Here is a 24,313-nt window from a genome sequence, read left to right as displayed (position 1 = left end):
CTGTCAGAATTTATAGCCGACGGTCACGCCATAGGTTCGCGGTGCGCCGACATGGTTGTAATCGAAGCCGAAGCCCCCGGTGAGATCGACGCGTGACGTGAGGAAGAACTTGTTGGTCAGGTTCTTGCCCCAGATCGAGGCGGAGAAGGGGCCCCGCTCGAAGTCGATATGCCCGCCGAACAGGGCATAGCCCGACTGGCGTAGCCTGGGCACGTTGAACACCTCGAAATATTGGCTCGACACATAGCTGATGTCGGGATGCAGGCTCAGCTTGCCGGCATCCTCGTCCATCAGCGTGATGTCGAGGCCGGCATTGGCGCTGACCGAGGGTGCGTTGGACAGGCGGTTGCCCTTCACGTCGACGCCGCTCAATATGCCCTTCTTGATCTTGGCGTTGAGCAGGCCGAGGCTGGCGCGCACGGACAGAAACTCGCTCGCGCGGGCGTTGAACTCGACCTCGCCGCCGAAGATGCGTGACTTGTCGACATTCACCAGCGTCTGCGCGGCGGTTTGCGGGCTGACGTTGATGAATTGCTGGTTCTTGTAGAGATAATAGAAGCCGGCAATGTTCAGGGTGATGCGGCGCTCGGCCAGCTGCAGCTTGGCGCCGCCCTCGAAGGCGTCGATCGTCTCGGGCTTGGCGACCGATGCTTCGGACGGGTCGAAGAAGGCCTGGGCGTTGAAGCTCGGCGCGCGATAGCCGCGGCTGTAGCTCGCATAGAGCATCCGGTCGCGGTCGATCCTGTAGTCGATGCCGATCTTGCCCGAGATATTGTTATTCTTGAAGCTGAGCGTCGTCGGCGGGATCAGCGTCGCGATCAGCGATCCGTCGACGCCCAGCGCATCCGAGCGCAGGCCCTTCTGCTTGCCGTCGTCGCGGGTGTAACGCAGGCCGCCGCGCAGCGTGAAACCGCCCCCGAAATCATAATGCATGTCGGTATAGAGCGCATAGCTGTGCTTGAGCTGGTCGAAGCTGTTGACCACGCTGCAGGCGGCCGGAAGCCCGGCGGCGCAGTCGGCGGCGTCCACCGTTCCGTTGCCGTCGATGTCGGCATCCTTGAAGATGCCGAAGTCGGTCGTGTTGAACACCTTTTCGCGGTTATAGTAAGCGCCGAGGATGAACTCGAACGGGCCGCCCCAGCTGCTCGCAAGGCGCAGGTCCTGCGACAGCTGGCTCGCGCGGTCGCCGTAGAAAATCTCGAGCGTCTTGTTGGGCGCCCCGTCGGTATCCTCGCCGAAGTTCAGCCGCCCCTTGTCCCAGGACGACACCGACACGATCGACAGATCGTTGCCGGTGTCGAAGGTCGATGTCAGCGCCACCGCATAGGCGCGCGCGCGCCGGCGCGGCGTATAGTTGGACTCGATCTGGCGACGGCCGATCCCGGTGCGGAAATAGCTGCTGCCCTGGCCGAGCGATTCATAGAGGCCGACGCCGACGCCATCGGGGCCGGGCGCGGCGAAAATGCCGTAATTGCGGGGGTTCTGATAGCTGGTCGAGGCGCGGAGCAGGAAGGAGGTGCCATCCTTCGGCTCCCACAGCAGCGACCCGCGCACCGCATATTCGCGGGTGCCGTTGAGGTCGGGCTGGCCGGGAAGCTGGTTGCGGAACCAGCCTTCAGCCCGCGCGGCGGTGAAGGCGACGCGCGCGGCTACCGTCTCGCCCAGCGGCAGGTTGATCGCGCCATTGGCTTCGTGGCGATTATAATTGCCGTAGCCCAGATTCAGATAGCCCTCGACCTTGCCGAGGTCGGGCTTGTGGCTAATCAGGTTGACCGCGCCGCCGGTGGTGTTCTTGCCGTAGAGCGTACCCTGCGGTCCGCGCAGCACCTCGACCCGCTCGAGATCGTAGAGCGCGACGCCGAGAAAGGCGAAATTGCCCTTGTAGACCTCGTCATAATAGGTCGCGACCGGGCCTGACTGGTTGAGGCTGTAGTCGGACATCGACACGCCGCGCAGCGCGAAGATCGGGGTGCCGTCGCCGACGGTCGAGGTCAGCTGGAGATTGGCAACCTTGCTGACGAGGTCGTCGGCGCTGGTCAGGCGCTGCTTGCGCACGGCATCGCCGCCGATCGCCGACACCGAAATGGGCACGTCCTGCAGGCGCTCGCTGCGCTTCTGCGCGGTAACGACGATCTCCATGCTCTCGTCGACTGCGTCGTCCGTCGCCGCCTGCGCCATCAGCGCCTGGCTTGACAGGCCGGCGAGCAGCATAGCTGCGATGCGAGATGTCCTGTGCACGCGTGCCGAGATCGTCATCATTTTTCCCCTTCGTGTCTTGTTGCGTCATGGGCGCGCTCGCTCGCCGCCAGCCGGGCGACGAGGTCGGCGCGCAGGGCAGCCCGTTCGATCCGCAGCGGCTTTTCCCGCAGCTTTCGGATCTCCTCCCGTGTGTAGGGCTGGAAACCTGCCGGGACGTGATCCGGGTCGAAGCGGATCAGCGTCCAGTTCAGGAGTTCTGCCAGCTGGTCGTCGGGAAGCGTCGTCGTCGCCACCCCCGGCACCCGGCCGAGAAATTCCCGCCCGCCGGGCACGGCGAGCAGGCGCGACACCTGGCCGGCGAGCGGCGGCGTCGAGGTGGGGGTGCCGCCGCCGTCGGGGCGGTGGCATCCCTGGCATTTCACGATCCAGTTGATGTGCGCCCGCCGGGGATCGGGAACCCCCGGCATGGCGCTATTCGTCGCAGCCGCTGCGGCGGCCGTTCCGATCGCGAGGATCGCAAGTGCCGCCGTCAACCTCATTTGGCCGGGAGCTTCGGTTGCAGCCGGGCAACGGCTGCGGCATCGAGGGTGGCCCCGCTTTCGCGCGCTGCCTTCACCTCGGCGGTGGTGAAGGCTTTGACGCCACTGCCGCCGCCTGCGATCGTGCCCGTCACATGGGTGAGGACCGCCGCGATGGACTCGTCGTCGAGACCGCCCTGCGCGGGCATCATGCCGCGATAGGTCTTGCCCTCGACGGTGAGCGGGCCTGCGAGCCCGCGCGTAACCGCGAGGATCAGATAGCGGCGGCCATCCGCCATGCCGGCCAGCGTCCGCACGTCGGACTGGAGGGGCGGGAAAGCACCCGGCACGCCCTTGCCGGTCGCCAGATGGCAGGCGGCGCAGCGCTGGTAGATTTTGGCGCCGTCAGGGGCGGATTGGGCCGGCACCGCCGCGAGCAGGACCGCGAGCGGGAGGACGAGCGACCAGCGCCGCATCACTGGCTCTCCAGCGCGGTGCCCAGGATGACGGCGGTCGAGCAGTTGTAGATCGAGCCGCTCTCCGTCCCGAGGCACCAGTTGATGTCGTTGTTCGCCTGCGGCCGGACCATCGGCCGGTCGCTCTCGTTGCGGTTGCAGAGGCAACGCCCGCACGAGGATTTGCCGCAGCAATCATTGTAGCTGATGATGTAGGAGCGGCCATCGGCAGGGTTGAGGCAGGTGCCGATCCAGGTGATCGGCGACATCTCCGTTCCGGGCGGGCAGGCATTGGCGGTACCGCCGCAGCAAGAGCAGAGGAAGCCGTCGATCGCGCAATAGCGCCAGTAATCGCACTGGGTCTGGTCGCCGGGATCCTGCGGGTTGCCGCTGGTCTGCGGTGGAAGGCCGCTCTTGCCGCCGCCATGCGTCGAGGCGACAGCGCGCGAGACGGGCAGGACGGGGATCACCGCCGCGCCGGTGATGGCGCCGCCGATCAGCGTCAGCAGGCTCCGGCGCGAGGTGCGGCTGGCGACCATGCGCACGGCCCGTTCGGCGAAACGATCGATGTTGGACATGGGAGCAGCCCCCTTTTGCTCGTGATGCCGTTCAGGCGCCGGCCAGATAATGCTGGATCGAAGCGACCCCGCGTTCCTTCGCCTCGAACAGGCTTTCGAGATGTTCGCGGTTGTTGATCAGCCCGAGCGATGCGATGCGGCCTTGCTCGTCGAGCAGCACGGCATAGGGCAGCTTCGACACGCCCAGCGACCGGCCGAGGGTTTCCGAAAGGACATAGGGCATGCCGGCCAGACCTTCCTTCATGACCAGTCGGCGATGCGCGGCCTCGTCGCCGTCGCTAGCGAGCACCGTGTCGACCCAGCCCGCCTCCGCGCGGGCGGCGGAGCGCAGCACCGGCAGCAAGGTCTTGCAGATCGGGCAGTCGGGGGAGAGGAAGAAGAGCAGCTGGCTGCGCCCGTCGCGCTTGCCGCCGATGCGGACATCCTGTCCGTCGAGGGCGATCACGGTCATTTCCGGCCCCTTGTCGCCGACCGCGACCTTCTGGTGCAACGTCAGCGCGCCTGCCGGGGCGATCCGTTCGTGCAGGACGCCGACCTGCCGGGCGAGGGCCATCACAAGGATGCCCAGCACGCCGACGGCAATCCACAACATGATCTGCGAAGCGAGTACGAAGCCGGTCATCGTGCGAGTCTCCTTGCCGAGGAGGATGCCGAGGCGATTTCGCCCGCGGCGAGATACAGCGCGAAGAAGGTTAAGGCGCCGAAAATGGAGAGGATATTCGGGCTTCCCACAGGAAGCAGCGCCGCGATCGCAGCGAGCGCGGCCAGAGCGGCGGCGCGCATCGCGGGATAGGCTTCGGTCGACCGCGACGGTCCGCTGAGGCTGCAGCCGCAGTCGAAACCTTCCCCGCGCTGGCGCGCGCGCCACAGCAGCAGCGCGTAGGCGGCCCAGAGCAGCATGGCCAACGCGCAGCCCGCAGGGCGGCCGGCCGGGAGGGGCAGGGCGACGGCGGCACCCGCTTCGATCGCGGCGGCCGAAAGCGACAGAGGCTGACCCAGGGCGGCGGGAAGACCCGTCATGCGGACCGCCGCCGCCGCCAGCCGGTCGCGCGCGATCAGCTTGTGGATCGCTGCCGAGACCAGCACGGTGGCGAGGAAATAAGGGAGGATCTCGCCCATCGCGATCACCGTGCCGCCGTCATGGTCATCGGGTCGTGAACGACCTGCGCGATGCTCCGCTGGAGCTTGCCGCTGGCGGCATCATAGACGTCGAGCGAGCCATCGGCGCGCGAGGCGACGAGCAGTGGAGCCGACTGGGCGGTGACCTCGATCGAGATGGCCGGATTGGCGAGCGGCACCCGGGCGACGCGCTGCCGCTTGGCGGGGTCGACGACCCAGACTTCGCTGCCGCCGTCCTTGTGGCTGCCTTCCCGGCCCGCCGGATTCATCAGGACATAGACGCGTCCGGCGGGATCGCTGCTGATCACCTGCCAGCCGCCCGGACGCCATTCGCCTTCAGCCGTCTTTTCCTTCGGCATCGCGAACGTGCCAAGGTCGCGGGCCACGTCGCCACTAAAGTCGATGCCGTGGAGATTGCCGGTAAAGGTGGCGAACCAGGCGGTGCGTCCTACCATCGTCGGGGTCATGAACATCGCATCATGGTCGATGTCGTTGATAGCCTTGCTTGTCGCGCTCGACGCGACCTTGCCCGCCGCGTCCAGTGCGATGCTCGTCATCGTTCCATCGGCGCAGAGCGAGGTGAAGCCGCGCTCGCCGGTGGGATAGACGAGCGAGCAGCCGGGCAGATCGATCTCGTTGAGGATGGTGCGGCTGTCGAGGTCGATCACCGACACCGACGAGGCCGGCGTGAAGTTGAACAGCAGCGCCCATTTCTCGCCATTGGTCAGCTGGAAGGCGTTGCGCAGCGTCACGAACTGGCCGCGCTTGCCGCCTGGCAGGGCGATCTCGCCCTTGGGCTTCAGCGTTGCCTTGTCCCAGATGGTGATGACGTCGGTGCGCTCGCCACGGGTCAGTCGCGCATGGAATGTCTCGGCGACATAGATGTCGGGTCGGGTGGTCGAGGGCAGCAGCGTGCCGAACTGGGCTACCGGGATCTGGCCCTTGACCGCGCTATGCTCGGCCGCGACGTCGACGATCGCAGCGCGGCCATCGAGGATGCTGTTGAAGTGCAGGTCCTGCACATAGATCCAGCTGGCCGGATATTTCGCGGTCAGTTCGAGCACGTTCGGGATCGGCTCGACCGGCAGCGGATTGGGATAGGGGCTGGCCCCCATTGCCGCTCCGCTCGTCAACGACAGCACAAGCGCCGCCACCATGGAATTTCGAGTCATCGAATGCCCGCCTCCCTGTGTCCGCCCTTTCGGCGTGACGGGAGAAAGTTTGTCATACGTCCAAAATATGTCAAGCGACAAAAATATGGTCGGGCTTGTTGTCTGGGATGGCCGGGATTAGGGCGTTTGGATCATAGTCTTGAGGACCCCGACTTGACCGATTTCATCGTTCCCGATTTGCGAATCACACCGCGGGAGGGGGGCTATGCGCGCGGCCAGGAGGGGTTCGAGCAGATCCTTCACGCCGCGCTGGAGATTCTCGTCGAAGAGGGGTCGAAGGCGTTGACCCTGCGACGGATCGCGGCGGCCTGCGGAATGAAGGCGGGCAATCTCGCTTATTATTTTCCGTCCAAGGACGAATTGCTGCGCGAGCTGCTCAACGCGATCATCAGCAGCTACGAACAGGCGTTCGACGTCATCGTCCATGATCCGGCCGCCGATGCCGAACGGCGGTTGGAGCGGCTCGTCACGTTGGTGCTCGAGGACATCCGCAGCAAGAAGACGACGCGGGTCTTTCCCGAGCTCTGGGCGATGTCGAACCACGACCCGTTCGTGCAGGAGCGCGTCCACGAACTGTACGAGCGTGCCCGCGTCGCGATCAACGAGCTGATCGCGGAGATCAACCCCCGCCTGCCGGTCGAGGAACGCAAGCTGGTCGCGCTGTTCATTTCAGCCTCGATGGAAGGGCTGACAATCTTCGCCGGCTACGAAAAGCCATTCGAAGCGCGGATGCCGGCGCTGGAAAAGATCGCGGTCAAATCCTTCATCCACCTGATCGGATCGCTCGAACCCGGCGAGATCGATCTGCCGCGCGAAACCTGACGGCCTGACCCTCCCCAAAAGCAGAAGGCCGGCGCGCCCTGCGGCGGCCGGCCTTCATAACAAGCCTTGCGGGCGTCAGACGATGTAGTGCGCGGTCGTCTTCGCCGCGATCTCCTCGGCCGTCACGCCCGGTGCGGTCTCGACCAGGCGGAAGGGCGACTGGTGGTCGGGACGCTGAAACACGGCAAGGTCGGTGACGATCATGTCGACGACGTTCTTGCCGGTGAGCGGCAGGGTGCAGGCCGGAATGAATTTCGGGCTGCCATCCTTGGCGCAATGCTCCATCACGACGATGATCTTCTTGACCCCGGCGACGAGATCCATCGCACCGCCCATGCCCTTCACCATCTTGCCGGGGATCATCCAGTTGGCGATGTCACCCTGCTCGGACACCTCCATCGCGCCGAGCACGGTCAGGTCGATATGCCCGCCCCGGATCATCGCGAAGCTGTCGGACGAGGAGAAATAGCTCGATGACGGCAGTTCGCTGATCGTCTGCTTGCCCGCGTTGATCAGGTCGGCATCCTCCTCGCCCTCATAAGGGAAGGGGCCGATGCCGAGCATGCCATTCTCGGACTGCAGCGTGACGGTCATCCCTTCGGGGATGTTGTTCGCCACCAGCGTCGGAATGCCGATGCCGAGATTGACGTAGAAGCCGTCCTGCAGTTCGCGGGCGGCGCGCGCCGCCATCTGGTTGCGGTCCCAGGCCATTATGCCGTCTCCCTCTGCCGTACGGTGCGGAACTCGATCCTCTTGTCATAGGGCGCGCCGAGCACGAGCCGCTTCACATAGATGCTCGGCACATGGATGTGGTCGGGATCGAGGCTGCCCACCGGCACGATCTCCTCGACTTCGGCGACGCAGATCTTGCCCGCCGTCGCCGCCGGCTGGTTGAAGTTGCGCGCGGTCTTGCGGAAGATCAGGTTGCCGCTCTCGTCGGCCTTCCAGCCCTTGATGATCGACAGGTCGGCGCGGATGCCGCGTTCGAGCACATAGGTCTCGCCGTCGAAATCCTTGGTTTCCTTGCCTTCGGCCACGAGCGTGCCGACGCCGGTCTTGGTGTAGAAGCCGGGGATGCCGGCGCCGCCGGCGCGCATCCGCTCGGCGAGCGTGCCCTGCGGGCAGAATTCGACTTCGAGCTCACCCGCCAGATATTGCCGCTCGAACTCCTTGTTCTCGCCGACATAGGAGGCGATCATCTTGGCGATCTGGCGCGTGCGCAGCAGCTTGCCGAGCCCTTCGCCGTCGATGCCGGCATTGTTCGAGGCGACGACGAGCTTCTTGACGCCCGAGGCCTGGATCGCGTCGATCAGCCGGTCGGGCACCCCGCACAGGCCGAAGCCCCCGGAGCAGATCGTCATTCCGTCGAACAGAAGCCCTTCGAGCGCGGCTTGCGCGCTATCGTAGATCTTGGTCACGGCAGTACCTCCTGCCCTTGGGTTAGGCGTGCTGAATCATAAAATCCAATTGTTGTTCTTTCATCATATCCATAAAGTGACCTTATGAGACGCATTTCGCTCTATCACCTCGAAACGCTGTTATGGATCAGCCGGCTGGGCACGTTCGCCGCTGCTGCCGATCGCCTCAACACCACCCAGCCTGCCATCTCGGCACGAGTCCGTGAGCTGGAGGGGCAGGTCGGGTTCGAGCTGTTCCAGCGCGCCGGGCGCAACATGGTGCTGACCGCGCGGGGGCGCCAGCTGGTCGAGGAATGCGAGCCGCTCTGGGCCTCGATCGAGCGCATCCTGCTTCATTCCGCTCGCCTGTCCGGAACCGCCGGCATCGTGAGGATCGGTACTGGCGAAATCGTCGCGGCGACCGTGCTGCCGCCCTTCCTCAGAGCTTTGCAGGACGACTTTCCGCAAGCCTCGCTCGAGGTCGATATCGATCTCTCGCACAATATGCTGCAGAAGCTTCTGGGCGCGGCCAATGATCTGATCTTCGTGGCCGGGCCGGTCGCCACGCCCAATGTCGAGACGGCGCCGGTGGGCCGCGTCGACCTCGTCTGGGTCGCCGCTCCGTCAGTGGCGGGGCAGGCGGAGGCCTGCCCGGGAGTGCTGCCCATCTGGCTGCTGCATCGCCATTCCCCCATCCATGGCCTCGCGCTGTCGGCGCTGGAGGAGTCGGGCGTGGCCCGGCCGATGATCCACATCTGCAACAATGCGCGCATGCTGATCGACCTGGTCGCGGCCGAGGCGGGGCTGAGCCTCGTGCCGCGCCCGATGGTCGCCGATCAGCTCGCCAGCGGCGCGCTCGTCCGCCTGTGGCCCGGCCTCGACCGGTCGATCGACTTCCAGGTCGCGATCCGCCGGCAGGAGCGCGATCCGCTCGTCCGCGCTCTGTTCGACCGCGCCGCGCTGCTGCGGATCGGTGCCTGACGGCTCAGCCGGCCAGCATCTCGGCGACGCGGTCCATCATCCGGCGCGGCGTCTGGCCGCGCTGCCGGAGCAGCAGCGCCGCGACGCGGTAGGTCCGCTCATTGTCGACATCGATCGCATGCGATCCGTCGTCGAGGATCAGCGGCGCGATGCGCAGTCCGAAGCGGCGGGACAGCCGGTCGAAAGCGGCGGCCAGCGACAGGCGATGGAGCAGCAGCAGGGCGACGTTGGCGGCGCCGACCGCCGCGAGCAGCCGCAAGGGCTTCTTGGCGAACTGACCGCCGCTGCGGAAGCTCTCGGCGGCGGCCACAGCCCGGCGTCCGCCGAAGCCGTAGAGGTTGCAGTTCGATATCTCGACGTCGCTGAACCGGTAGAAGCGGCGCTGCCCCTCGGGATGAGCCGCCAGCACGCTCTCGCGCGTCGCGAGCGCAACGCTCACATCGGCACCCGCCCGCAGGTCGCGCACCACGGCGTCGACTGCAGCGGGCGTGAGCAGGACATTGTCGGCCGTGGTGACGATCATCATGCCGTCCGCCGCTTCGGCTGCGACCAGCACGCTATCGGCGAGATTGTCCGCTGCCGCGACGAAGTCGATCGCCGGGGAGCCGTCGCCGAGCAGGTCGCGCAGTGGCGCGAACATGGCGGGTTCGACCACGATCAGGATGCGGCGGCAGCCGGCAGAGGCCCGCAGTGCCGCGACGACATGCGCGATCAGCGGCGCATCTTCGATCGGCACGACGCATTTGTGCGACACGCCATGCGCCTCAGCCAGCGGATCGACGATGCCGGGGCGCTGCGCGGCGAGGATCGCGGCGGTGTAGCCGGGCTCAGGCCGCAACACGCTGGGGCACCTGCTGCAGCAGTCCATGCCGGGCGAGGCTCTCGGTCAGGATCGTCTCGATAAGCTCGGCATGGCTCCAGCCGATCTGCCGCGCCGCCATCGATATGGTCTTGCGCGACCAGAGGTTGCAGTTGAGGTTAACCTCCATGAAGCGGACCTCGCCGGTGCGGATGTCGAGCCGGAACTCGAACCGGCCATAGTCGAACGGCATGAACTCCTGCATCAGCGCGAGCGACTGGCGCTCGGCTTCGGCAATCACCGCCGCGTCGTGGAGCGGGCGGATCTCATAGGCCTGCCCGTCGATCAGGTTCCGCTTTTCGAGATAGGTGCGCAGATAATGCGGGTCCTCCTGTTCGACGATCTGCATCGGCAGGAGGAAGGGGCGGCCCTCGCGCGTGATCACGCTGACCTCGATATCGTGGCCGGGGATGAAGGGCTCGACGATGACGTCATGGCCCTCGCGGTGCAGACGCTCGACCGCAGCACCGATGTCGGCGAGGTCGTCGGCGGCGCTGATGCCCCAGCTGGCCGACGACGCATTGGGCTTGACGACCCATTTGCGCGCAGGCGGCACCGTCGAGAGATCGACGACCGCGCCGCGCCGGAAGATCGCCCAGGGTGCGGTGGGCAGGCCACGCGCGACCGCCATGCGCTTGGACAGATGCTTGTCGTCGGACAGGCCGCGCAGGATCGGGCTGGCGCCGAGATAGGGAATGCGGTGACGCTCGCACAGAATCGGCAGCAGCATCTCCGAATTCAGGAAGCCGCCCCGGTTGAGCAGGGGAAAGACGAAATCGGCGTCGGGCTCCTCGAACAGCGCCTGATAGCTGTCGGCGAGGCGCAGATTCACCCCGATCTCCTCCAGCGTCGCGCGCATCTCGCGATGATAGGTTGCGTGGGTGCCGTCGCTGGGGTGAAGCCCCCCTTCCCAATGGACATGCCTGGCGATCAGAAGGATGCTGAGCGCGCGTTTCGCCGATGCGGGAAGCGCGCTCGGTGCCGCGATACGAGTCATTCCGGTCTCCGGCCCTGCCGTGCGCGGAGACGATCTCCGGCGGGTTCGGTCGGGCCGGGCCAAAATAGTCCGCGCCTATGACGTCCCAAGGGCGCTGGCGTTACGGCGACGCTACGCTTTGATGGCGAGATGATGGGCGAGCAGGGCGCCATAGCGCCCGGTCCCCAGGCCCTGCCGCGCCGCGCGCTGCGGCATCAGCACGCCGGGCTTGCCATTGCCTTCGATCAGGACCGGGCCTTCGCGCGACGGGGCTATGTCCCAGCCTATGACGACATAATCGACGAAGGCCTCGCGATGCGCGCGTGTGGCGAGGGCGCGCATTTCATCCCAGTCGGGAAGCCTTTGCCCCTCGATCGGCGCGCCGGAGGCAGGGTGGCGGTCATGATCGCCGCCGCCATAGCCGAAGCAGCCGAGCCCGAGCCGGCCTTCTTCCAGATCGACCGGGACGATCAGTCCCCCGGCCTTCATATTGTCGACGCGCGCCTTGGGGTCGGAGGCGCAGCGGAAGGTCGCGCTGACCACTTCGGGCCGGCCCTGTTCGTCGAGCATGGTGACGATGCGGACGGTCGGCAGAGCGCCCAGCGCAATGTCGGCCAGCGCAGGATGGACCGTAATGAGCGGTTGCACGATCAGATCTTCGCTCATGCCCTGCAGCCTTGCCAGCAGGGCCTTCCGATCCGCGACGGGGCCCAGCATGCGCACGCCGTCGCCGCCTTCGCCCCGGATCGGCTTCGCGATCATCGGCCGATCGGCGGGATCGATCCGCACTTCGGCGCGGCCCTTCTCAACCAGCGCCACCGTCGGCGGGCAGGGAAGGCCGCTCGCGGCGCACCGCTCGGCAAAGCGGTGCTTGTCGGCGAGCACGCAATCCCCGGTCCAGCCGAGCGGATTGAGGCGCTTGTTGATGGCGGCATCCTCGAAGCGGCGGATATAATGGTCCAGCTGATCGGCGCTATCGATGCGAAACAGTGCGATGTCGTTCGGATCGGCGAAGGTCCTGCGGGCGATGGCGATGGCCCGTCGCCGCCACGCCGCATCGAAGCCGAATTTGCGCTGGACCGCGGCGGCGCGCAGCGGAATCCAGGCATGAAAGGCAAGACCGATCATTGCATCTGCGGCGGCCCGCACAGGCCCGCGTCGGCGACGGCGACGCGCATAATGGTCGCGAAGGACGCTGGCCGATCGGGGCTCGATGATACCCGGATAGAGCGGCCAGGCCTTTTTCAGGAAATAGATGTGGTCATAGCCCGCCATGGATCGTCCGCGCTCCATCGTCTCGCGGGACCGTCATATATGTCGGCTAGCATGACGCTTTCGGGTCGGACCGAGGCATATGGATCATATCTACATCTATATTCACGATTTCCGGTCGAGCGGGGTGGTCCGCGATGCGCTGATGCTCGCCGATCATTGCGTCGACCACCATCCGACGACGCTGGTGGCGGGGCATGCGGAAGGCTTTTTTCGCGAGGCCGCCGACATCGGGCGCTATCGGGTGGCCGTGATGAAGCCGGCGCCGAGCCCGGCGGCCTCGCGCGTCACCGCCGCCTTTCCGCTGCGACGCTGGCTGCGCGAACAGCCGGGCGGCGTGCTGCTGTCGATGGGCAATCTCGGCCATGCGACGCCGCATCTCGCCTGTCGCGGCATCGACCATATCCGCCGAATCTATCGCATCAGCAACGAGGTGCGCCGGGGCGACGGTCTGCGCGGGGCTTTGCGGATGCACTGGATGCAGCGGCTGGTCGACGATGCCGACCGCATCGCGCTGGTCGGTGCTGCGCTGGGCCAGGTTCCGGTGCTGGGGCGCGCGGTCGAGAGCGGCCACGCGGTGACGGTGGCGAGCGGGGTCGACGTCGATCATGCGCTGGACATGGCGGCGGTGCCCGCGCCGCATGGCTGGTTCGAGGAGGAGGTGCCAGTCGTCCTCGGCATCGGACGGCTGCGGCCGCAGAAGAATTTCCCGCTGCTCGTCGATGCGGTCGCCGTCGCCCGCCGCTCGCGCCGACTGCGGCTGGCCATCGTCGGCGGTGGCAGCGCGGAGGAGCGGGCCGATCTCGAAGCGCGGGCCCTGGCTGCCGGGCTGGGAGAGGATTTCCTGCTCGCGGGCGAGACCACCAATGTCTTCGCATGGGCGTCGCGGGCGGCGCTGTTCGTGCTGCCCTCGCGCTGGGAGGGGTCTTCGCTCGCCCTGCTCGAGGCGATGGCGGTCGGTACCCCGGTGATCGCGAGCCGCAAGGCCGGCGATGCTGCCGTCGTGCTCGGCGAAGGACGACACGGGCTGCTCGTCGGGGGTGAGGATCCGGAGGAACTGGCTGCAGCGATCGCGCGCCAGTTGTCGGGCGACGCCGTCCGGCCCGGGAACCGGGCACGCGACTTCGGTCTCCCGTCCCCCACCTATCTGCGTCTGGCGCAGGAGGTGATGGCGCGCCGCCGCGACGGCTTCCGCCACGCTGCATGACGCTCGCCAAGACGGCACCGTCCGGCCCCGCCATCTTCTCGCGCATGGGGCGCAACCTCGCCTGGCTGCTCGGCGGACGCGGATTCCAGGCGGTGGCCAGCATCGCCTATCTCGGGATCGCCGCCCGCGCGCTGGGTCCGGCCGGCTTCGGCGAATTCTCGCTCATACTCGCTTATGGGCAGGCGATCGCCAATGTCGCGCAACTCCAGTCCTGGCAGACGGTGATCCGCTACGGGACGCTCCACATTGCCGCCGTTGCCCGCGACCGGCTGGGGCGCCTGCTCGCTTTCACCATGGTACTCGACATGGCCGGGGCGCTGCTGGGGGCTGCCGTTGCGCTGCTCGCAGTGCCGCTGGTCGCCTCCTTCCTCGGCTGGGCGGATCATGAGCAGGGGCGTGCAGCCTGGTTCGGTGTCGCCCTGCTGCTGTCGATCGGCGCGACCCCGACCGGCATGCTGCGGCTGGTCGATCGCTTCGACCTGATCGCCTATGCCCAGGCGGTGGGGCCGCTGGTGCGCCTGGCCGGGGCGGGGCTCGTCTGGTTCCGGGGCGGCGGGGTCGAACAATTCCTGGTCGCCTGGGCGGCTGCGGCGCTGCTCCAGCACCTAGCGACCTGGAGCCTTGCGCTGCTCTGCACCGACCTGCCGATCCGGCCGTCGCGGGAAAGCCTGTCGCGGAGCCGCACCGAAAATCCCGGGATCTGGCATTTCATGCTGACGACCAATGCGGCGGGGACGATCGGGCTCCTGTCCGAGCAACTGGCGACGTTGGCGGTGGGGGGCATGGCGGGTGCGACCGCCGCCGGGGGCTTCCGCATCGCGGCCAAGATCGCGCGCGCACTGGCCCGCCCGATCCAGATCGCCGCGCGCATCGTCTATCCCGAACTGGCCCGGCTGCACGCGCATGCGGACCGCGCGACCTTCGATCTGGTCGGCTCCCGCGTGGCATGGCTGGGGCTGTTGCTCGGTGTGCTGGCGCTGCTGCTCGGCACGCTGTGCGGCCCGCTATTGATCCGGTTGCTGGCAGGAGAGGAGTTTGCCTTTGCCCGGTGGATGCTCGCGCTGCTCGCGTTCGGCGTGGCCGTCGACCTGTCGGGGTTCACGCTCGAACCGTTGCTGGTGGCGCGGGGGGAGGCGGGCAGAGTGCTGCACATCCGCTTGCTCGGGGCGCTGCTGTTCGCTGCGCTGCTTTTCGTCGGACTCCATCTCGCCGGGCCGATTGGCGCGGCCGGGGCGACGGTTGCAGCGTCGCTGCTGATGCGATTCCTGCTGGGCCGGGCGGCATCGCGGGGGGCTGCACCGCGCACCGTTAGCGCCTAAAGAGCGTCTCCATGAGCAATCTCTACGCGCGCCTCGCTGCAGGCTTTCCCGCTCCGTCCACACCCTTCCTTCACCTCGTCGACGGCGCGACCGTCACCTATGGCGATCTGGAAAAGCGATCGGCCGCCTTCGCCAACGTCCTGCGGTCCTGCGGCGTCGGCATCGGAGATCGGGTCGCGGTGCAGGCCGAAAAGAGCGTCGACATGCTGATGCTCTATCTGGGCGCGCTGCGGGCGGGGGCGGTCTTCCTGCCGCTCAACACCGCCTATACCGCCGGCGAACTCGACCATTTCCTCCGTGACGCCGGACCCGCGCTGTTCGTCTGCGATCCGGCCATGCGCGAGGCGGCCGAGGCCTTGGCCCGCGACGTCGGCGTGCCGTGGGTCGAAACGCTGGGGCCCGGACGCGAGGGCAGTCTGTCGGGTCTGGCAGACGCCGACGCGACGACTTTCGAAGATGTGCCCCGCGAGGACGACGATCTCGCCGCGATCCTCTACACCTCGGGCACGACCGGCCGGTCCAAGGGCGCGATGCTGAGTCACGACAATCTCGGCTCCAACGCCTTCATGCTGCGTGAGGAGTGGCGCTTCACCGCCGAAGACGTGCTGCTCCACGCGCTGCCGATCTTCCACACGCACGGGCTGTTCGTCGCGACCAACATCGTCCTCGCCGCCGGGGCCTCGATGATCTTCCTGCCGCGCTTCGATGCGGGTGAAGTCATCGCCCGGCTGCCTTCGGCAACGACGATGATGGGGGTGCCGACCTTCTACATAAGGCTGCTCGACGATCCTCGCTTCGACCGGGCCCTGACTCGCCACATGCGGCTGTTAGTCTCGGGCTCGGCGCCACTGTCGGCGGATATCCACCGCGAGTTCCGCGAGCGCACCGGCCATGCGATCCTCGAACGCTATGGCATGACCGAGACCAACATGAACATCTCGAACCCCTATGACGGCGAGCGGATCGCGGGCACCGTAGGCCTGCCGCTCCCGGGGGTGTCGATCCGCATCGCCGATCCCGACACGGGCGCAGCGCTGCCGGTCGGCGAGGTCGGGGTGGTCGAGATCGCCGGGCCGAACGTGTTCAAGGGCTATTGGCGAATGCCGGAAAAGACCGCTGCCGAGTTTCGCGACGGCCATTTCATCTCGGGCGACCTCGGCTTCATCGACGAACGCGGCTATGTCACGCTCGTCGGGCGCGCCAAGGATCTGATCATTTCTGGCGGCTACAATGTCTATCCGGCCGAGGTCGAAACCGCGCTCGACGAGCTGCCGCAGGTTCATGAATCGGCGGTGATCGCCGTGCCCCACCGCGAGCTGGGCGAGGCGCCGGTCGCCGTCGTCGTGCCGCGCGACAAGGGTTTCGCCGATGCCGAGGCGATCCGCGCCGGGCTTGCCGATCGGCTCGCCCGCTACAAGCAGCCGCGCGCGATCCTGTTCGTCGATGCGCTGCCGAAGAATGCGATGGGCAAGGTGCAGAAGGCGCTGCTCCGCGAGGAGCATCGCGACCTGCTCGCCGGCTGAGCGATCAGGGTGCCTTGGGCGGGGCGGCGACGCGCCGGACGCTGATGATCTTGATCGCGGGGGCGAGCATCTGCCCCTTCATCACCCCTTCGCCGAGCGTCGGGCTGCGCGGGGCGGCGAGGATCTTCTTCACCACCTCCATGCCCTGGACGACATGGCCGAAGGCGGCATAGCCGACATTGTCGCCGGGCGCCGAGGGGTTGGCGTCCATATAGCTCATGTCGCCGACGACGATGAAGAAGTCGCCCGCCGCCGTGCCCGGCGCGTTGCGGCCCATCGAGATGGTACCGTCGACATGCTTGAGCCCGGTCTTGGTCGTCGGCTCATGCGCGATCGTCGGGAAGACCTTCTTCGGGTCGAACTTGATTCCGCCCTGGACGAGGCCGAGTTCGGGTGCGCCGGGCACCGCGACCGCGCGGTAGAAGGTCGAAGCGTCGAACCGCTTGCTGTCCACATAGCGCAGGAAATTGTTGGTCGTGATCGGGGCGCGCTCCTTCTCCAGTTCGAGCAGGATCGGCCCTTCGCTGGTGAGGATGCTGACCTGCACCGTCGCCGGCTTGGGCGCTGGGGCCGGCGCGGGTGCGGCGGCCGGGGCGGGCGCAGCGGCGGGAGCATCCTGCGCGACGGCCGGCATGGCCGACAGACAGAGCAGGGCGGAAAGGGCGAATCGGATCATCGTCATGACAGCATTGTAGACCAGATGTCCGCGCGCATTTGAACCCGCGAGCTGCGGCGAATTTGGCGGAACAGGGTGTCGGGCCTATATGTGGCGGGTCGGCGCAGTGCCGACGGCCTGCGAAGGATCGATCCGATGAACCTCCCCCTGACAGCAAAGCCCATAAGCTTCGTCAGCAAGGCCGTTCCTCATGTCTCCTTCGATCCATCTCTCCCGGCTGTCCTGGTTCACCCCTGAAGGGCGGGCCCTTTTCGACGATCTCGATCTCCATTTCGGGCGTGAGTGCTGTGGCCTTGTCGGCCGCAACGGCGTCGGCAAATCGACCCTGCTGCGGCTGATCGCGGGCGAGATCGCGCCCCGCTCGGGCAAGGTCATCGTCGATGGCAGCATCGCCGTGCTGCGCCAGCTCGTCGAACCCCCGCCCGGCCTCACCGTCGCCGATCTGTTCGGGCGGCGGGAGGCGCTGGCCCTGCTCGCGCGTGCCCTGGCCGGCGACGCCTCCGTCGACGAGATGGCCGAGGCGGACTGGACGCTCGAAGCGCGGCTGGAGGAGGCGCTGGCCGAAATGGGCGTGCCGGTCCCGCCCGATACGCCGCTGGCGTCGCTGTCCGGCGGGCAGCGCACGCGGGCGGCGCTCGCAGCAGCCGCCTTCGACGCCCCCGATTTCCTGCTGTTCGACGAGCCGACCAACAATCTCGACCGTGAGGGGCGGCAGGCTGTGATCGACCTTCTGATGCGTTGGCGAAATGGCGCGATCGTCGTCAGCCACGACCGCGAACTGCTCGACCATATGCAGGCCATTGTCGAACTGTCGACGCTCGGTGCGGTCCGCTATGGGGGCAACTGGGCCGACTATCGGGCGCAGAAGAGCGCTGAGCTGGAGGCTGTCCGCCACGATGTCGCGACCGCCGAGCGGCGCGCCGACGAGGTCGGACGCAAGGCGCAGATCGCCAGCGAGCGGCTGGCGCGGCGCGATGCGGGTGGCCGGCGCAAGGCGGGGCGGGGCGATATGCCGAAGATCCTCCTCGGCAAGCGGCGGCAGCAGGCCGAGGAGAGCGGGTGCGCGCACCAGCGCAATGCTGAGCGGATGCGCGCAGAGGCCGGCGCGGCGGTTTCAGCGGCGCGCGCGCGGCTGGAGATCATCGAGCCGATCCGCGTCACGATGCCCTCGACCGGGCTCGCCTCCGACCGGGTCGTTCTCGTCCTCGACGGGCTGCTGTTCGGGCACGATCTGGCAAAGCCGCTCGCAGCGCCTCTGGATCTTGTGGTGCGCGGCCCGGAGCGCGTCGCGATCGTCGGGCCCAATGGATCCGGCAAGAGCACGCTGCTTGCCACTATCGCCGGCCATCTGCCGCGGCTGGGCGGAACGGTGCGATGTCCGCTCGGAGCGGTGATGCTCGATCAGCAGGTGTCGCTGCTCGATCGCTCTCTCTCGATCGCGGACAACTTTGCTGTGCGCCATCCGGGCGCCACCCGGAACGCCTGCCGCGCGGCACTCGCCCGCTTCCGCTTCCGTGCCGAGGCGGCGGATCAGGTGGTGGGGACACTCAGCGGCGGGCAGATGCTTCGGGCCGGGCTGGCCTGCGTGCTGGGCGGGGAGAACCCTCCACCGCTACTGCTACTCGACGAGCCGACCAACCATCTCGATCTGGAGGCGATCGAGGCGGTGGAGGCGGGGCTCTCCGCCTATGACGGGGCGCTCCTCGTCGTCAGCCATGACGAGGCCTTTCTCGACGCGATCGGGATCGGGCGCCGCCTGCATCTTCCCGCCGGGACGATCGATCCCGGCTGAGCGCGATCAGGCCAGCCGCTGGGGCACGACCTCGGAATCCTCGAGCACCTTGTCGACCGGGGACATCTGCTCCCAGGGAAAGACGAACCAGTCCTTGTTGACGGTGCGGTCGATCGTGCGGAAGCGATAGTCGACCCGCTCGGTCGAAACGACATTGTCGATCAGCGTCGCGAAGCGGACATTGTCGAGCGTACCGCCCGCCGCCGTCAGGGCCTCGCGGATATGGGTGATGGTCGACCCGCTGTCGTTGATATCATCGACGAACAGCAGCCGGTCGGTCGCGCTGCGCGCCGCCAGCGTGACCAGCAGTTCGGCGGAGAAATCGGGCAGCTGCGAGCTGTGGTCGACCGACAGCATGGAGATGCCGGTGGCATGGCTCAGATAGACCGCCGGGGTCAGACCGCCGCGCCCGACACCGATGATGAAGTCGGGCTGCCAGCCGCTCTCGCGGATCCGTGCTGCGACATAATGGACCGCAGTCAGAAACTCGGGCTGGTCGACGGGAGTCAGGGTCGGCATCGGCGTCCTCGGATCAATGGGCGGTGGCGATATAGGCGTCGAGTTCGGCGAGGTGGCGCGTGATCGCGCCGTCGTCGAGGAACGACCCCAGGAAGCTGTTGCGGGCAAGTGTCGCGAAGTCGCGCGCATCCAGCCGGCCGGCGGGGATCAGCGCGCGATAATTATCGTTCACATAGCCGCCGAAATAGGCCGGATCGTCCGAGTTGATCGTGGCCCTGATGCCCAGGCGGAGCATCGCCTCGACCGGATGGGCGGCGATGTCGTCGACCACGCACAGCTTGAGGTTCGACAGCGGGCAGACCGTCAGCGTCATCGCCGACCGCGCGAGCCGGGTCACCAGATCGGCATCCTCCAGCGCGCGATTGCCATGGTCGAGCCGGTCGACATGGAGCATGTCGAGCGCCTCATGGACATAGGTCGGCGGGCCTTCCTCGCCGGCATGGGCGACGCGGAGCAGCCCCATCTCCCCGGCGCGGGCGAACACGCGCGCGAACTTCGACGGCGGATGGCCGACTTCGGACGAATCCAGCCCCACGCCCACGATGCGGCCCAGCCAGGGATCGGCAGCAGCGAGCGTTGCCAGTGCGGCTTCCTCGTCCAGATGGCGCAGGAAGCAGAGGATGAGCTTGCTGGTCACCCCGTGGCGGCGCTCGGCCTCTTCCATGGCGGCGAGCAGGCCATCGGCGACGACGCCGAAGGGAATGCCGCGATCGGTGTGGGTCTGCGGATCGAAGAAGATCTCGGCATGGCGGACATTGTCGGCCGCCGCGCGGTCGAAATAGGCGAGGGCGAGGTCGCGGAAATCCTCTTCGGTGCGCAGCACGTCGGCGCCCTGATAATAGATGTCGAGAAAATCCTGCAGGCGCGAGAAGCTGTAGGCGCCGCGCAGCTCCTCCACGCTCCTGAACGGGATGGCGATGCGGTTGCGCCGCGCCAGTTCGAACATCTGCTCGGGCTCCAGGCTGCCCTCGATGTGCAGATGGAGTTCGGCCTTGGGCAGGCCCGTCACGAAGGAGTCGAGATCGGTCATGGGCGACAGCAGTACACGATGATCAGCCCGCCGCCAGCCAGATGAAGCGGATCACGAACAGTCCGGCGAGCAGGAACAGCAGCCAGTCGCGAGTGCGGGCCTCGCCCTTCAGCATCTTCATCAGCGCATGGGCGGTGATGCCGAAGGCGAGGCCATTGGCGATCGAGAAGCTCAAGGGGATCATGACGAGAGTCAGAAAGGCAGGAATGGCGATGTCGGGTTCGTCCCAGGGCACCTCCGCCAGCGGCGCCATCATCAGCGCGCCGACCAGGATCAGCGCGGGGGCGGTCGCCGCCAGCGGAATCAGCTGCGCATAGGGCGCCGCGAGCATCGCCAGGAGGAACAGCAGGCCGGTGACGACCGCCGTCAGCCCGGTCCGCCCGCCCGCCTGAACCCCGGCGGCGCTTTCGACATAGGAGGTGACGGTGCTGGTGCCCGCGACCGACCCGACCATCGTCGCGGTCGCGTCAGCGAGCAGGATGCGGTTGAGCCGGGGGATGCGGCCGTCCGCGCCGATCAGCCCGGCGCGGCGGGTGACGGCGACCAGTGTTCCGACATTGTCGAACAGGTCGACGAACAGGAAGACGAAGACGATCTCGAGCAGGCCCAGCCCATGGCCGCCGAACAGGCCGGGCAAGTCGAGCTTGAAGGCGGTGTCCCCGATCGCGCCGAGATCATAGGGCTGGGGGGCGAAGCTGACCACACCGATCGCCCAGCCCGCCAGGGTGGTGACGACGATCCCGATCAGCATCGCGCCCCGGACGCGCCACAGGGTGAGGGCTGCGATCAGCAGCAGGCCGAACAGCGCTAGCGCCGCGCCGGGCTCGGTCAGCTTGCCGAGCGTGACCGACGTCGCCGGGCTCGAAACCACGATGCCGGCATTTTTCAGCCCGATGAAGCCAATGAACAGGCCGATGCCCCCGCCGACCGCCGCGAACAGGTGGAGCGGGATCGCCTCGATGATCAGCTGTCGGATGCCGCCGAGTGTCAGCAGCAGGAAGACGACCCCCGACAGGAAGACGCAGGCCAGCGCCACCGGCCAGGGGATGCCCATGCCCTGAACGACGGTGAAGCTGAAATAGGCGTTGAGCCCCATGCCGGGGGCGAGCGCGAGCGGGACGTTAGCGACCAGCCCCATCAGCACGCTGGCGAAGGCCGCCGCCAGGCAGGTCGCGGCAGCGACGGCAGCCACCGGCATCCCCGCCTGACCCAGGATCGCCGGGTTGACCAGGATGATATAGGCCATGGTCAGGAAGGTCGTCGCACCTGCCAATATCTCGGTGCGGACGGTCGTGCCGCGCTCCGTCAGCTGAAAATGGCGGTCGAGGCGTTCGCGTAGAAGAGGCAATGGGCGGTCCCCCGGTCGCTGAATGATCCTCTCCGCTGCGATCCTAGCAGCGCCGCAAGGGCGCGCAATGGCGCTTCAAGCGGGCACGTCCTCCGTCGCGCGGGCATAGCGACCCGCCGCCACCGCGCACACGAACAGCTGGAGCTGGTGGAAGATCATCAGCGGCAGGATGATGATCCCGACCTGCGCCGGCGCGAAGATCGCCCCTGCCATCGGTACGCCCGAAACGAGGCTCTTCTTCGACCCGCAGAAGAGCAGGACGATCTCGTCCTCGCGCGGCAGGCCGATCCGCCGGGCGAGGAACAGATTGGCGCCCATGACCAGGGCGAGCAGCACCGCGCTGAGCAGCAGGATGGCGAGCAGGTCGGCCGCCTCGGTTCGCTGCCAGATCCCGCCGACGACTGCTGCGCTGAACGCGGTATAGACGACCAGCAGGATCGACGAGCGATCGACATAGGAGAGAATCGCGCGATGGCGCGCGACGAAGCCGCCGATCAGCGGACGCGAGAGGTGCCCCGCGACGAAGGGCAGGAGCAGCTGGAGCATGATCGAGACGATCGCGTCGGTCGATATGCCCGGCGCCTGCCCCGGAACATGGATCAGCAGGCCGACCAGCACCGGGGTCAGCACGATCCCGACGATGTTCGACAGCGACGCGCTGCAGACCGCCGCCGGCACATTGCCCCTGGCCATCGCGGTGAAGGCGATCGACGACTGTACCGTCGATGGGAGCAGGGACAGGAACAGCAGGCCCGAGACGATTTCCGGCGTCGTTACCGCCGTGGCGCTCTCGGCGAGCGTCCAGCCGAGCAGCGGGAAGAGCAGGAAAGAGGAGGCCAGCACGAGCAGGTGCAGCCGCCAGTTGCCGATCCCCGCCAGGATCGCCTCGCGCGACAGCTTGGCCCCGTGCAGGAAGAAGAGCAGCACGATCGCGGCATCGGTCGCGCCTTCGAACCATGCGACCGCCAGCCCCCGCGCTGGCAGCAAAGAGGCGATGACGACGACCAGCGTCAGCAGGACGAGGAAGGGGTCGAGCCCCTTCAGCAGGCGAAGGAGGAGGCGCATCGGTCGGGGCATGTCGTCGCGACCGGCCAGCGTCAACCCGCGATCCCGGACGCGATTGCGGCCGGGCGGGCGGCACGGGGCTTGGTCTGGCGCCCGACAGCGCCTATCGCGGGGGCATGGCAGAACCGCGCAGCTATTCGATCGATGCCCCCCGCATCCGGCTCAACATCGTCGAATGGGGCTATCCGTCGGCCCCGCCGCTGATCCTCCAGCATGGCGGGCGCGATCATGCGCGCAGTTGGGACTGGGTGGCGCGGGCCTTCGCCGACAGTCATCGGGTCATCGTTCCGGACCTGCGCGGCCATGGCGACAGCGAATGGTCGCGCGACGGCGGTTATGAGCTCTTCGCCTATCTGGAGGATTTCGCCGCGCTCGTCCGCCTGCTCGATCTGCCGCCCTGCGCGATGGTCGGTCATTCGCTCGGCGGCAATATCGTCACGCGTTTCGCGGGCCTCTATCCCGATCGGGTGACGCGCCTCGTCAATATCGAGGGGCTGGGCGACTCGCCCGAGGTCGTCGCCCGCCGGGCCGCGCAGGACCAGCTGGCGCTGCTGCGCGACTATCTGGAGGAGCGGGCGCGCCATCTCGCGCGCCAGCCGCGCGACTATCCCGATCGGGCCGCCCTGTTCGAGCGGATGCGCCAGATCGATCCGCGCCTCAGCCCCGAGACGGTCGAGCATCTCGCGCGTCACGCGGCGCGCGACAATCCCGACGGCACGGTGCGCCTGAAACATGATCCCGCGCTGTTCCCGCCCAATGGCGTCGACATCCCGCACGCGACCAAGGAGCTGATGTGGGCGGCGATCAGCTGCCCGGTGCTGCTCGTCTACGGCGCCGACAGCTGGGCGTCGAACCCGGCGGGCGATGGGCGGGCGGCCCGCTTTCGCGATGCACAGGTCGAGCTGTTCGCCGATGCCGGCCACTGGGTCCACCATGACCGGCGCGAGGATTTCATCACGCTGCTGCGCGACTTTCTGGGTTGAACCGCTCTCAGTCCGCCGTGATCAGGTGGCGCGACAGGAAGTCGCGGGCGTCCTGCGACAGCGGGCAGGATTTGCGGGTCTGTTCATCCATCTGGACGATCACGGTTTCGGCCGAGGCGACCCGTCGCCCTTCCTGGAACAGACCCTGATAGAGGCCGAGCGAACTGGTCCCGACGCGCAGCACCGCCGTGCCGATATCGACCTGCCCCGGCCAGCGTATCTCGGAGACGAACTGCAGGTTCAGATTGGCGATGACGAAGGCCGCCTGCGCCGCCAGCAGCGGGCGCACCGCGTCATAGAGAAACTCGACCCGGCCGGTTTCGAGAAAGGTCGAGAAGACCGCATTGTTCACATGGCCCTGCCGGTCGGTGTCGGAATAGCGCAGCTTGTCGAAGGTCCGGAACGGGAATTGCTCGAAGGACAGGTCCTGGAGGTTGGTCATGGGGCGCGTCTCCTTTGGTCGGGCCAGCCTCTAGCCGCGGTGCGCCGCGAATTGAAACAAG

25 protein-coding genes are annotated in these 24,313 nt (G+C 67.3%); 7 read left to right on the top strand and 18 right to left on the bottom strand.

Annotation, left to right across the window (positions count from 1 at the left end; all coding sequences use genetic code 11):
• Positions 1-3: 3 nt before the first annotated feature.
• Genes ACNI3R_RS04080 through ACNI3R_RS04050 form a run of 7 tightly spaced genes read right to left on the bottom strand, consistent with a single transcriptional unit; the run spans position 4 to position 6,041 of the window.
• Complete coding sequence (locus tag ACNI3R_RS04080) at positions 4-2,259, bottom strand: TonB-dependent receptor (protein ID WP_426180134.1); 2,256 nt, start codon at positions 2,257-2,259, stop codon at positions 4-6.
• Positions 2,256-2,738: a c-type cytochrome gene (locus ACNI3R_RS04075; RefSeq protein ID WP_426180132.1), complete on the bottom strand. Its 483-nt coding sequence runs from the start codon at positions 2,736-2,738 to the stop codon at positions 2,256-2,258. Before ACNI3R_RS04075 ends, ACNI3R_RS04080 begins: the two co-directional genes overlap by 4 nt.
• Positions 2,735-3,193, bottom strand: coding sequence for a c-type cytochrome (locus tag ACNI3R_RS04070; protein ID WP_426180130.1), 459 nt, complete (start codon positions 3,191-3,193; stop codon positions 2,735-2,737). The genes ACNI3R_RS04075 and ACNI3R_RS04070 overlap by 4 nt, the downstream gene beginning before the upstream one ends.
• Positions 3,193-3,750 (bottom strand): methylamine dehydrogenase light chain, encoded by a 558-nt coding sequence (locus ACNI3R_RS04065; RefSeq protein ID WP_165322978.1) that lies wholly within the window; start codon positions 3,748-3,750, stop codon positions 3,193-3,195. Before ACNI3R_RS04065 ends, ACNI3R_RS04070 begins: the two co-directional genes overlap by 1 nt.
• Positions 3,751-3,781: 31 nt before the next feature.
• Positions 3,782-4,372, bottom strand: coding sequence for a redoxin family protein (locus ACNI3R_RS04060; protein ID WP_426180127.1), 591 nt, complete (start codon positions 4,370-4,372; stop codon positions 3,782-3,784).
• Complete coding sequence (locus tag ACNI3R_RS04055; protein WP_426180126.1) at positions 4,369-4,869, bottom strand: MauE/DoxX family redox-associated membrane protein; 501 nt, start codon at positions 4,867-4,869, stop codon at positions 4,369-4,371. Before ACNI3R_RS04055 ends, ACNI3R_RS04060 begins: the two co-directional genes overlap by 4 nt.
• Before the next feature lie 5 nt (positions 4,870-4,874).
• Complete coding sequence (locus tag ACNI3R_RS04050; RefSeq protein ID WP_426180124.1) at positions 4,875-6,041, bottom strand: amine dehydrogenase large subunit; 1,167 nt, start codon at positions 6,039-6,041, stop codon at positions 4,875-4,877.
• A gap of 153 nt (positions 6,042-6,194) precedes the next feature.
• Between ACNI3R_RS04050 and ACNI3R_RS04045 the strand changes: the two genes are divergently transcribed.
• Entirely contained in the window at positions 6,195-6,863 is a 669-nt protein-coding gene (locus tag ACNI3R_RS04045; protein WP_426180121.1) for a TetR/AcrR family transcriptional regulator, read from the top strand.
• A gap of 75 nt (positions 6,864-6,938) precedes the next feature.
• On the opposite strand, the gene ACNI3R_RS04040 is transcribed toward ACNI3R_RS04045, so the two are convergent.
• Both ACNI3R_RS04040 and ACNI3R_RS04035 read right to left on the bottom strand, forming a co-directional pair.
• Positions 6,939-7,574, bottom strand: a complete 636-nt coding sequence (locus ACNI3R_RS04040; protein ID WP_426180119.1) for a 3-oxoacid CoA-transferase subunit B — start codon at positions 7,572-7,574, stop codon at positions 6,939-6,941.
• A complete protein-coding gene (locus ACNI3R_RS04035) occupies positions 7,574-8,281 on the bottom strand; it encodes a CoA transferase subunit A (protein WP_426180116.1) in 708 nt (235 codons plus the stop codon). Before ACNI3R_RS04035 ends, ACNI3R_RS04040 begins: the two co-directional genes overlap by 1 nt.
• An 84-nt stretch (positions 8,282-8,365) precedes the next feature.
• On the opposite strand from ACNI3R_RS04035, the gene ACNI3R_RS04030 reads away from it, so the two are divergent.
• The gene (locus ACNI3R_RS04030) at positions 8,366-9,241 is read left to right on the top strand and encodes a LysR family transcriptional regulator (protein WP_426180113.1); all 876 of its coding nucleotides are present in this window, start codon (positions 8,366-8,368) and stop codon (positions 9,239-9,241) included.
• 4 nt (positions 9,242-9,245) lie between these two features.
• On the opposite strand, the gene ACNI3R_RS04025 is transcribed toward ACNI3R_RS04030, so the two are convergent.
• The 3 genes from ACNI3R_RS04025 to ACNI3R_RS04015 form a co-directional block, all read right to left on the bottom strand.
• Entirely contained in the window at positions 9,246-10,082 is an 837-nt protein-coding gene (locus ACNI3R_RS04025) for an NTP transferase domain-containing protein (protein ID WP_426180110.1), read from the bottom strand.
• Positions 10,069-11,097 (bottom strand): D-alanine--D-alanine ligase family protein, encoded by a 1,029-nt coding sequence (locus ACNI3R_RS04020; protein ID WP_426180108.1) that lies wholly within the window; start codon positions 11,095-11,097, stop codon positions 10,069-10,071. Before ACNI3R_RS04020 ends, ACNI3R_RS04025 begins: the two co-directional genes overlap by 14 nt.
• A gap of 111 nt (positions 11,098-11,208) precedes the next feature.
• Positions 11,209-12,351 (bottom strand): sugar-transfer associated ATP-grasp domain-containing protein, encoded by a 1,143-nt coding sequence (locus ACNI3R_RS04015; protein ID WP_426180105.1) that lies wholly within the window; start codon positions 12,349-12,351, stop codon positions 11,209-11,211.
• A gap of 79 nt (positions 12,352-12,430) precedes the next feature.
• On the opposite strand from ACNI3R_RS04015, the gene ACNI3R_RS04010 reads away from it, so the two are divergent.
• Genes ACNI3R_RS04010 through ACNI3R_RS04000 form a run of 3 tightly spaced genes read left to right on the top strand, consistent with a single transcriptional unit; the run spans position 12,431 to position 16,397 of the window.
• Positions 12,431-13,555 (top strand): glycosyltransferase, encoded by a 1,125-nt coding sequence (locus tag ACNI3R_RS04010; protein ID WP_426180102.1) that lies wholly within the window; start codon positions 12,431-12,433, stop codon positions 13,553-13,555.
• Entirely contained in the window at positions 13,552-14,874 is a 1,323-nt protein-coding gene (locus ACNI3R_RS04005) for a lipopolysaccharide biosynthesis protein (protein WP_426180100.1), read from the top strand. The genes ACNI3R_RS04010 and ACNI3R_RS04005 overlap by 4 nt, the downstream gene beginning before the upstream one ends.
• 11 nt (positions 14,875-14,885) lie before the next feature.
• On the top strand, positions 14,886-16,397 hold the full coding sequence (locus ACNI3R_RS04000) for a malonate--CoA ligase (protein WP_426180098.1): 1,512 nt from the start codon (positions 14,886-14,888) through the stop codon (positions 16,395-16,397).
• 4 nt (positions 16,398-16,401) lie between these two features.
• Here the strand turns inward: ACNI3R_RS04000 and ACNI3R_RS03995 are convergent, their stop codons facing one another.
• Positions 16,402-17,079, bottom strand: coding sequence for a peptidylprolyl isomerase (locus ACNI3R_RS03995; protein WP_426180095.1), 678 nt, complete (start codon positions 17,077-17,079; stop codon positions 16,402-16,404).
• A gap of 184 nt (positions 17,080-17,263) precedes the next feature.
• Here ACNI3R_RS03995 and ACNI3R_RS03990 point away from each other — a divergent pair, with 184 nt between their 5' ends.
• A complete protein-coding gene (locus tag ACNI3R_RS03990) occupies positions 17,264-18,865 on the top strand; it encodes an ATP-binding cassette domain-containing protein (protein WP_426180093.1) in 1,602 nt (533 codons plus the stop codon).
• A gap of 6 nt (positions 18,866-18,871) precedes the next feature.
• On the opposite strand, the gene ACNI3R_RS03985 is transcribed toward ACNI3R_RS03990, so the two are convergent.
• The 4 genes from ACNI3R_RS03985 to ACNI3R_RS03970 all read right to left on the bottom strand — a co-directional run bounded on the left by ACNI3R_RS03985 (position 18,872) and on the right by ACNI3R_RS03970 (position 22,827).
• Positions 18,872-19,384, bottom strand: coding sequence for a phosphoribosyltransferase (locus tag ACNI3R_RS03985; RefSeq protein WP_426180091.1), 513 nt, complete (start codon positions 19,382-19,384; stop codon positions 18,872-18,874).
• A gap of 13 nt (positions 19,385-19,397) precedes the next feature.
• Entirely contained in the window at positions 19,398-20,414 is a 1,017-nt protein-coding gene (locus ACNI3R_RS03980) for an adenosine deaminase (RefSeq protein WP_426180087.1), read from the bottom strand.
• A gap of 22 nt (positions 20,415-20,436) precedes the next feature.
• The gene (locus ACNI3R_RS03975) at positions 20,437-21,762 is read right to left on the bottom strand and encodes an NCS2 family permease (protein ID WP_426180085.1); all 1,326 of its coding nucleotides are present in this window, start codon (positions 21,760-21,762) and stop codon (positions 20,437-20,439) included.
• Positions 21,763-21,837: 75 nt separating this feature from the next.
• Positions 21,838-22,827 carry a bile acid:sodium symporter family protein gene (locus tag ACNI3R_RS03970; RefSeq protein ID WP_426180263.1) on the bottom strand — a complete coding sequence of 330 codons (990 nt, stop codon included), beginning with the start codon at positions 22,825-22,827 and terminating at the stop codon, positions 21,838-21,840.
• Positions 22,828-22,943: 116 nt separating this feature from the next.
• On the opposite strand from ACNI3R_RS03970, the gene ACNI3R_RS03965 reads away from it, so the two are divergent.
• Positions 22,944-23,810 carry an alpha/beta fold hydrolase gene (locus ACNI3R_RS03965; RefSeq protein ID WP_426180083.1) on the top strand — a complete coding sequence of 289 codons (867 nt, stop codon included), beginning with the start codon at positions 22,944-22,946 and terminating at the stop codon, positions 23,808-23,810.
• A 7-nt stretch (positions 23,811-23,817) separates the two neighbouring features.
• Here the strand turns inward: ACNI3R_RS03965 and ACNI3R_RS03960 are convergent, their stop codons facing one another.
• Entirely contained in the window at positions 23,818-24,252 is a 435-nt protein-coding gene (locus ACNI3R_RS03960; protein ID WP_426180082.1) for an acyl-CoA thioesterase, read from the bottom strand.
• Positions 24,253-24,313 lie beyond the last annotated feature (61 nt).

This window comes from Rhizorhabdus antheiae (genome assembly GCF_049889055.1).
Classification (GTDB): domain Bacteria; phylum Pseudomonadota; class Alphaproteobacteria; order Sphingomonadales; family Sphingomonadaceae; genus Rhizorhabdus.
Note: the sequence above shows the minus strand (reverse complement) of the source record. Positions and strands in the feature narration are given on the sequence as shown.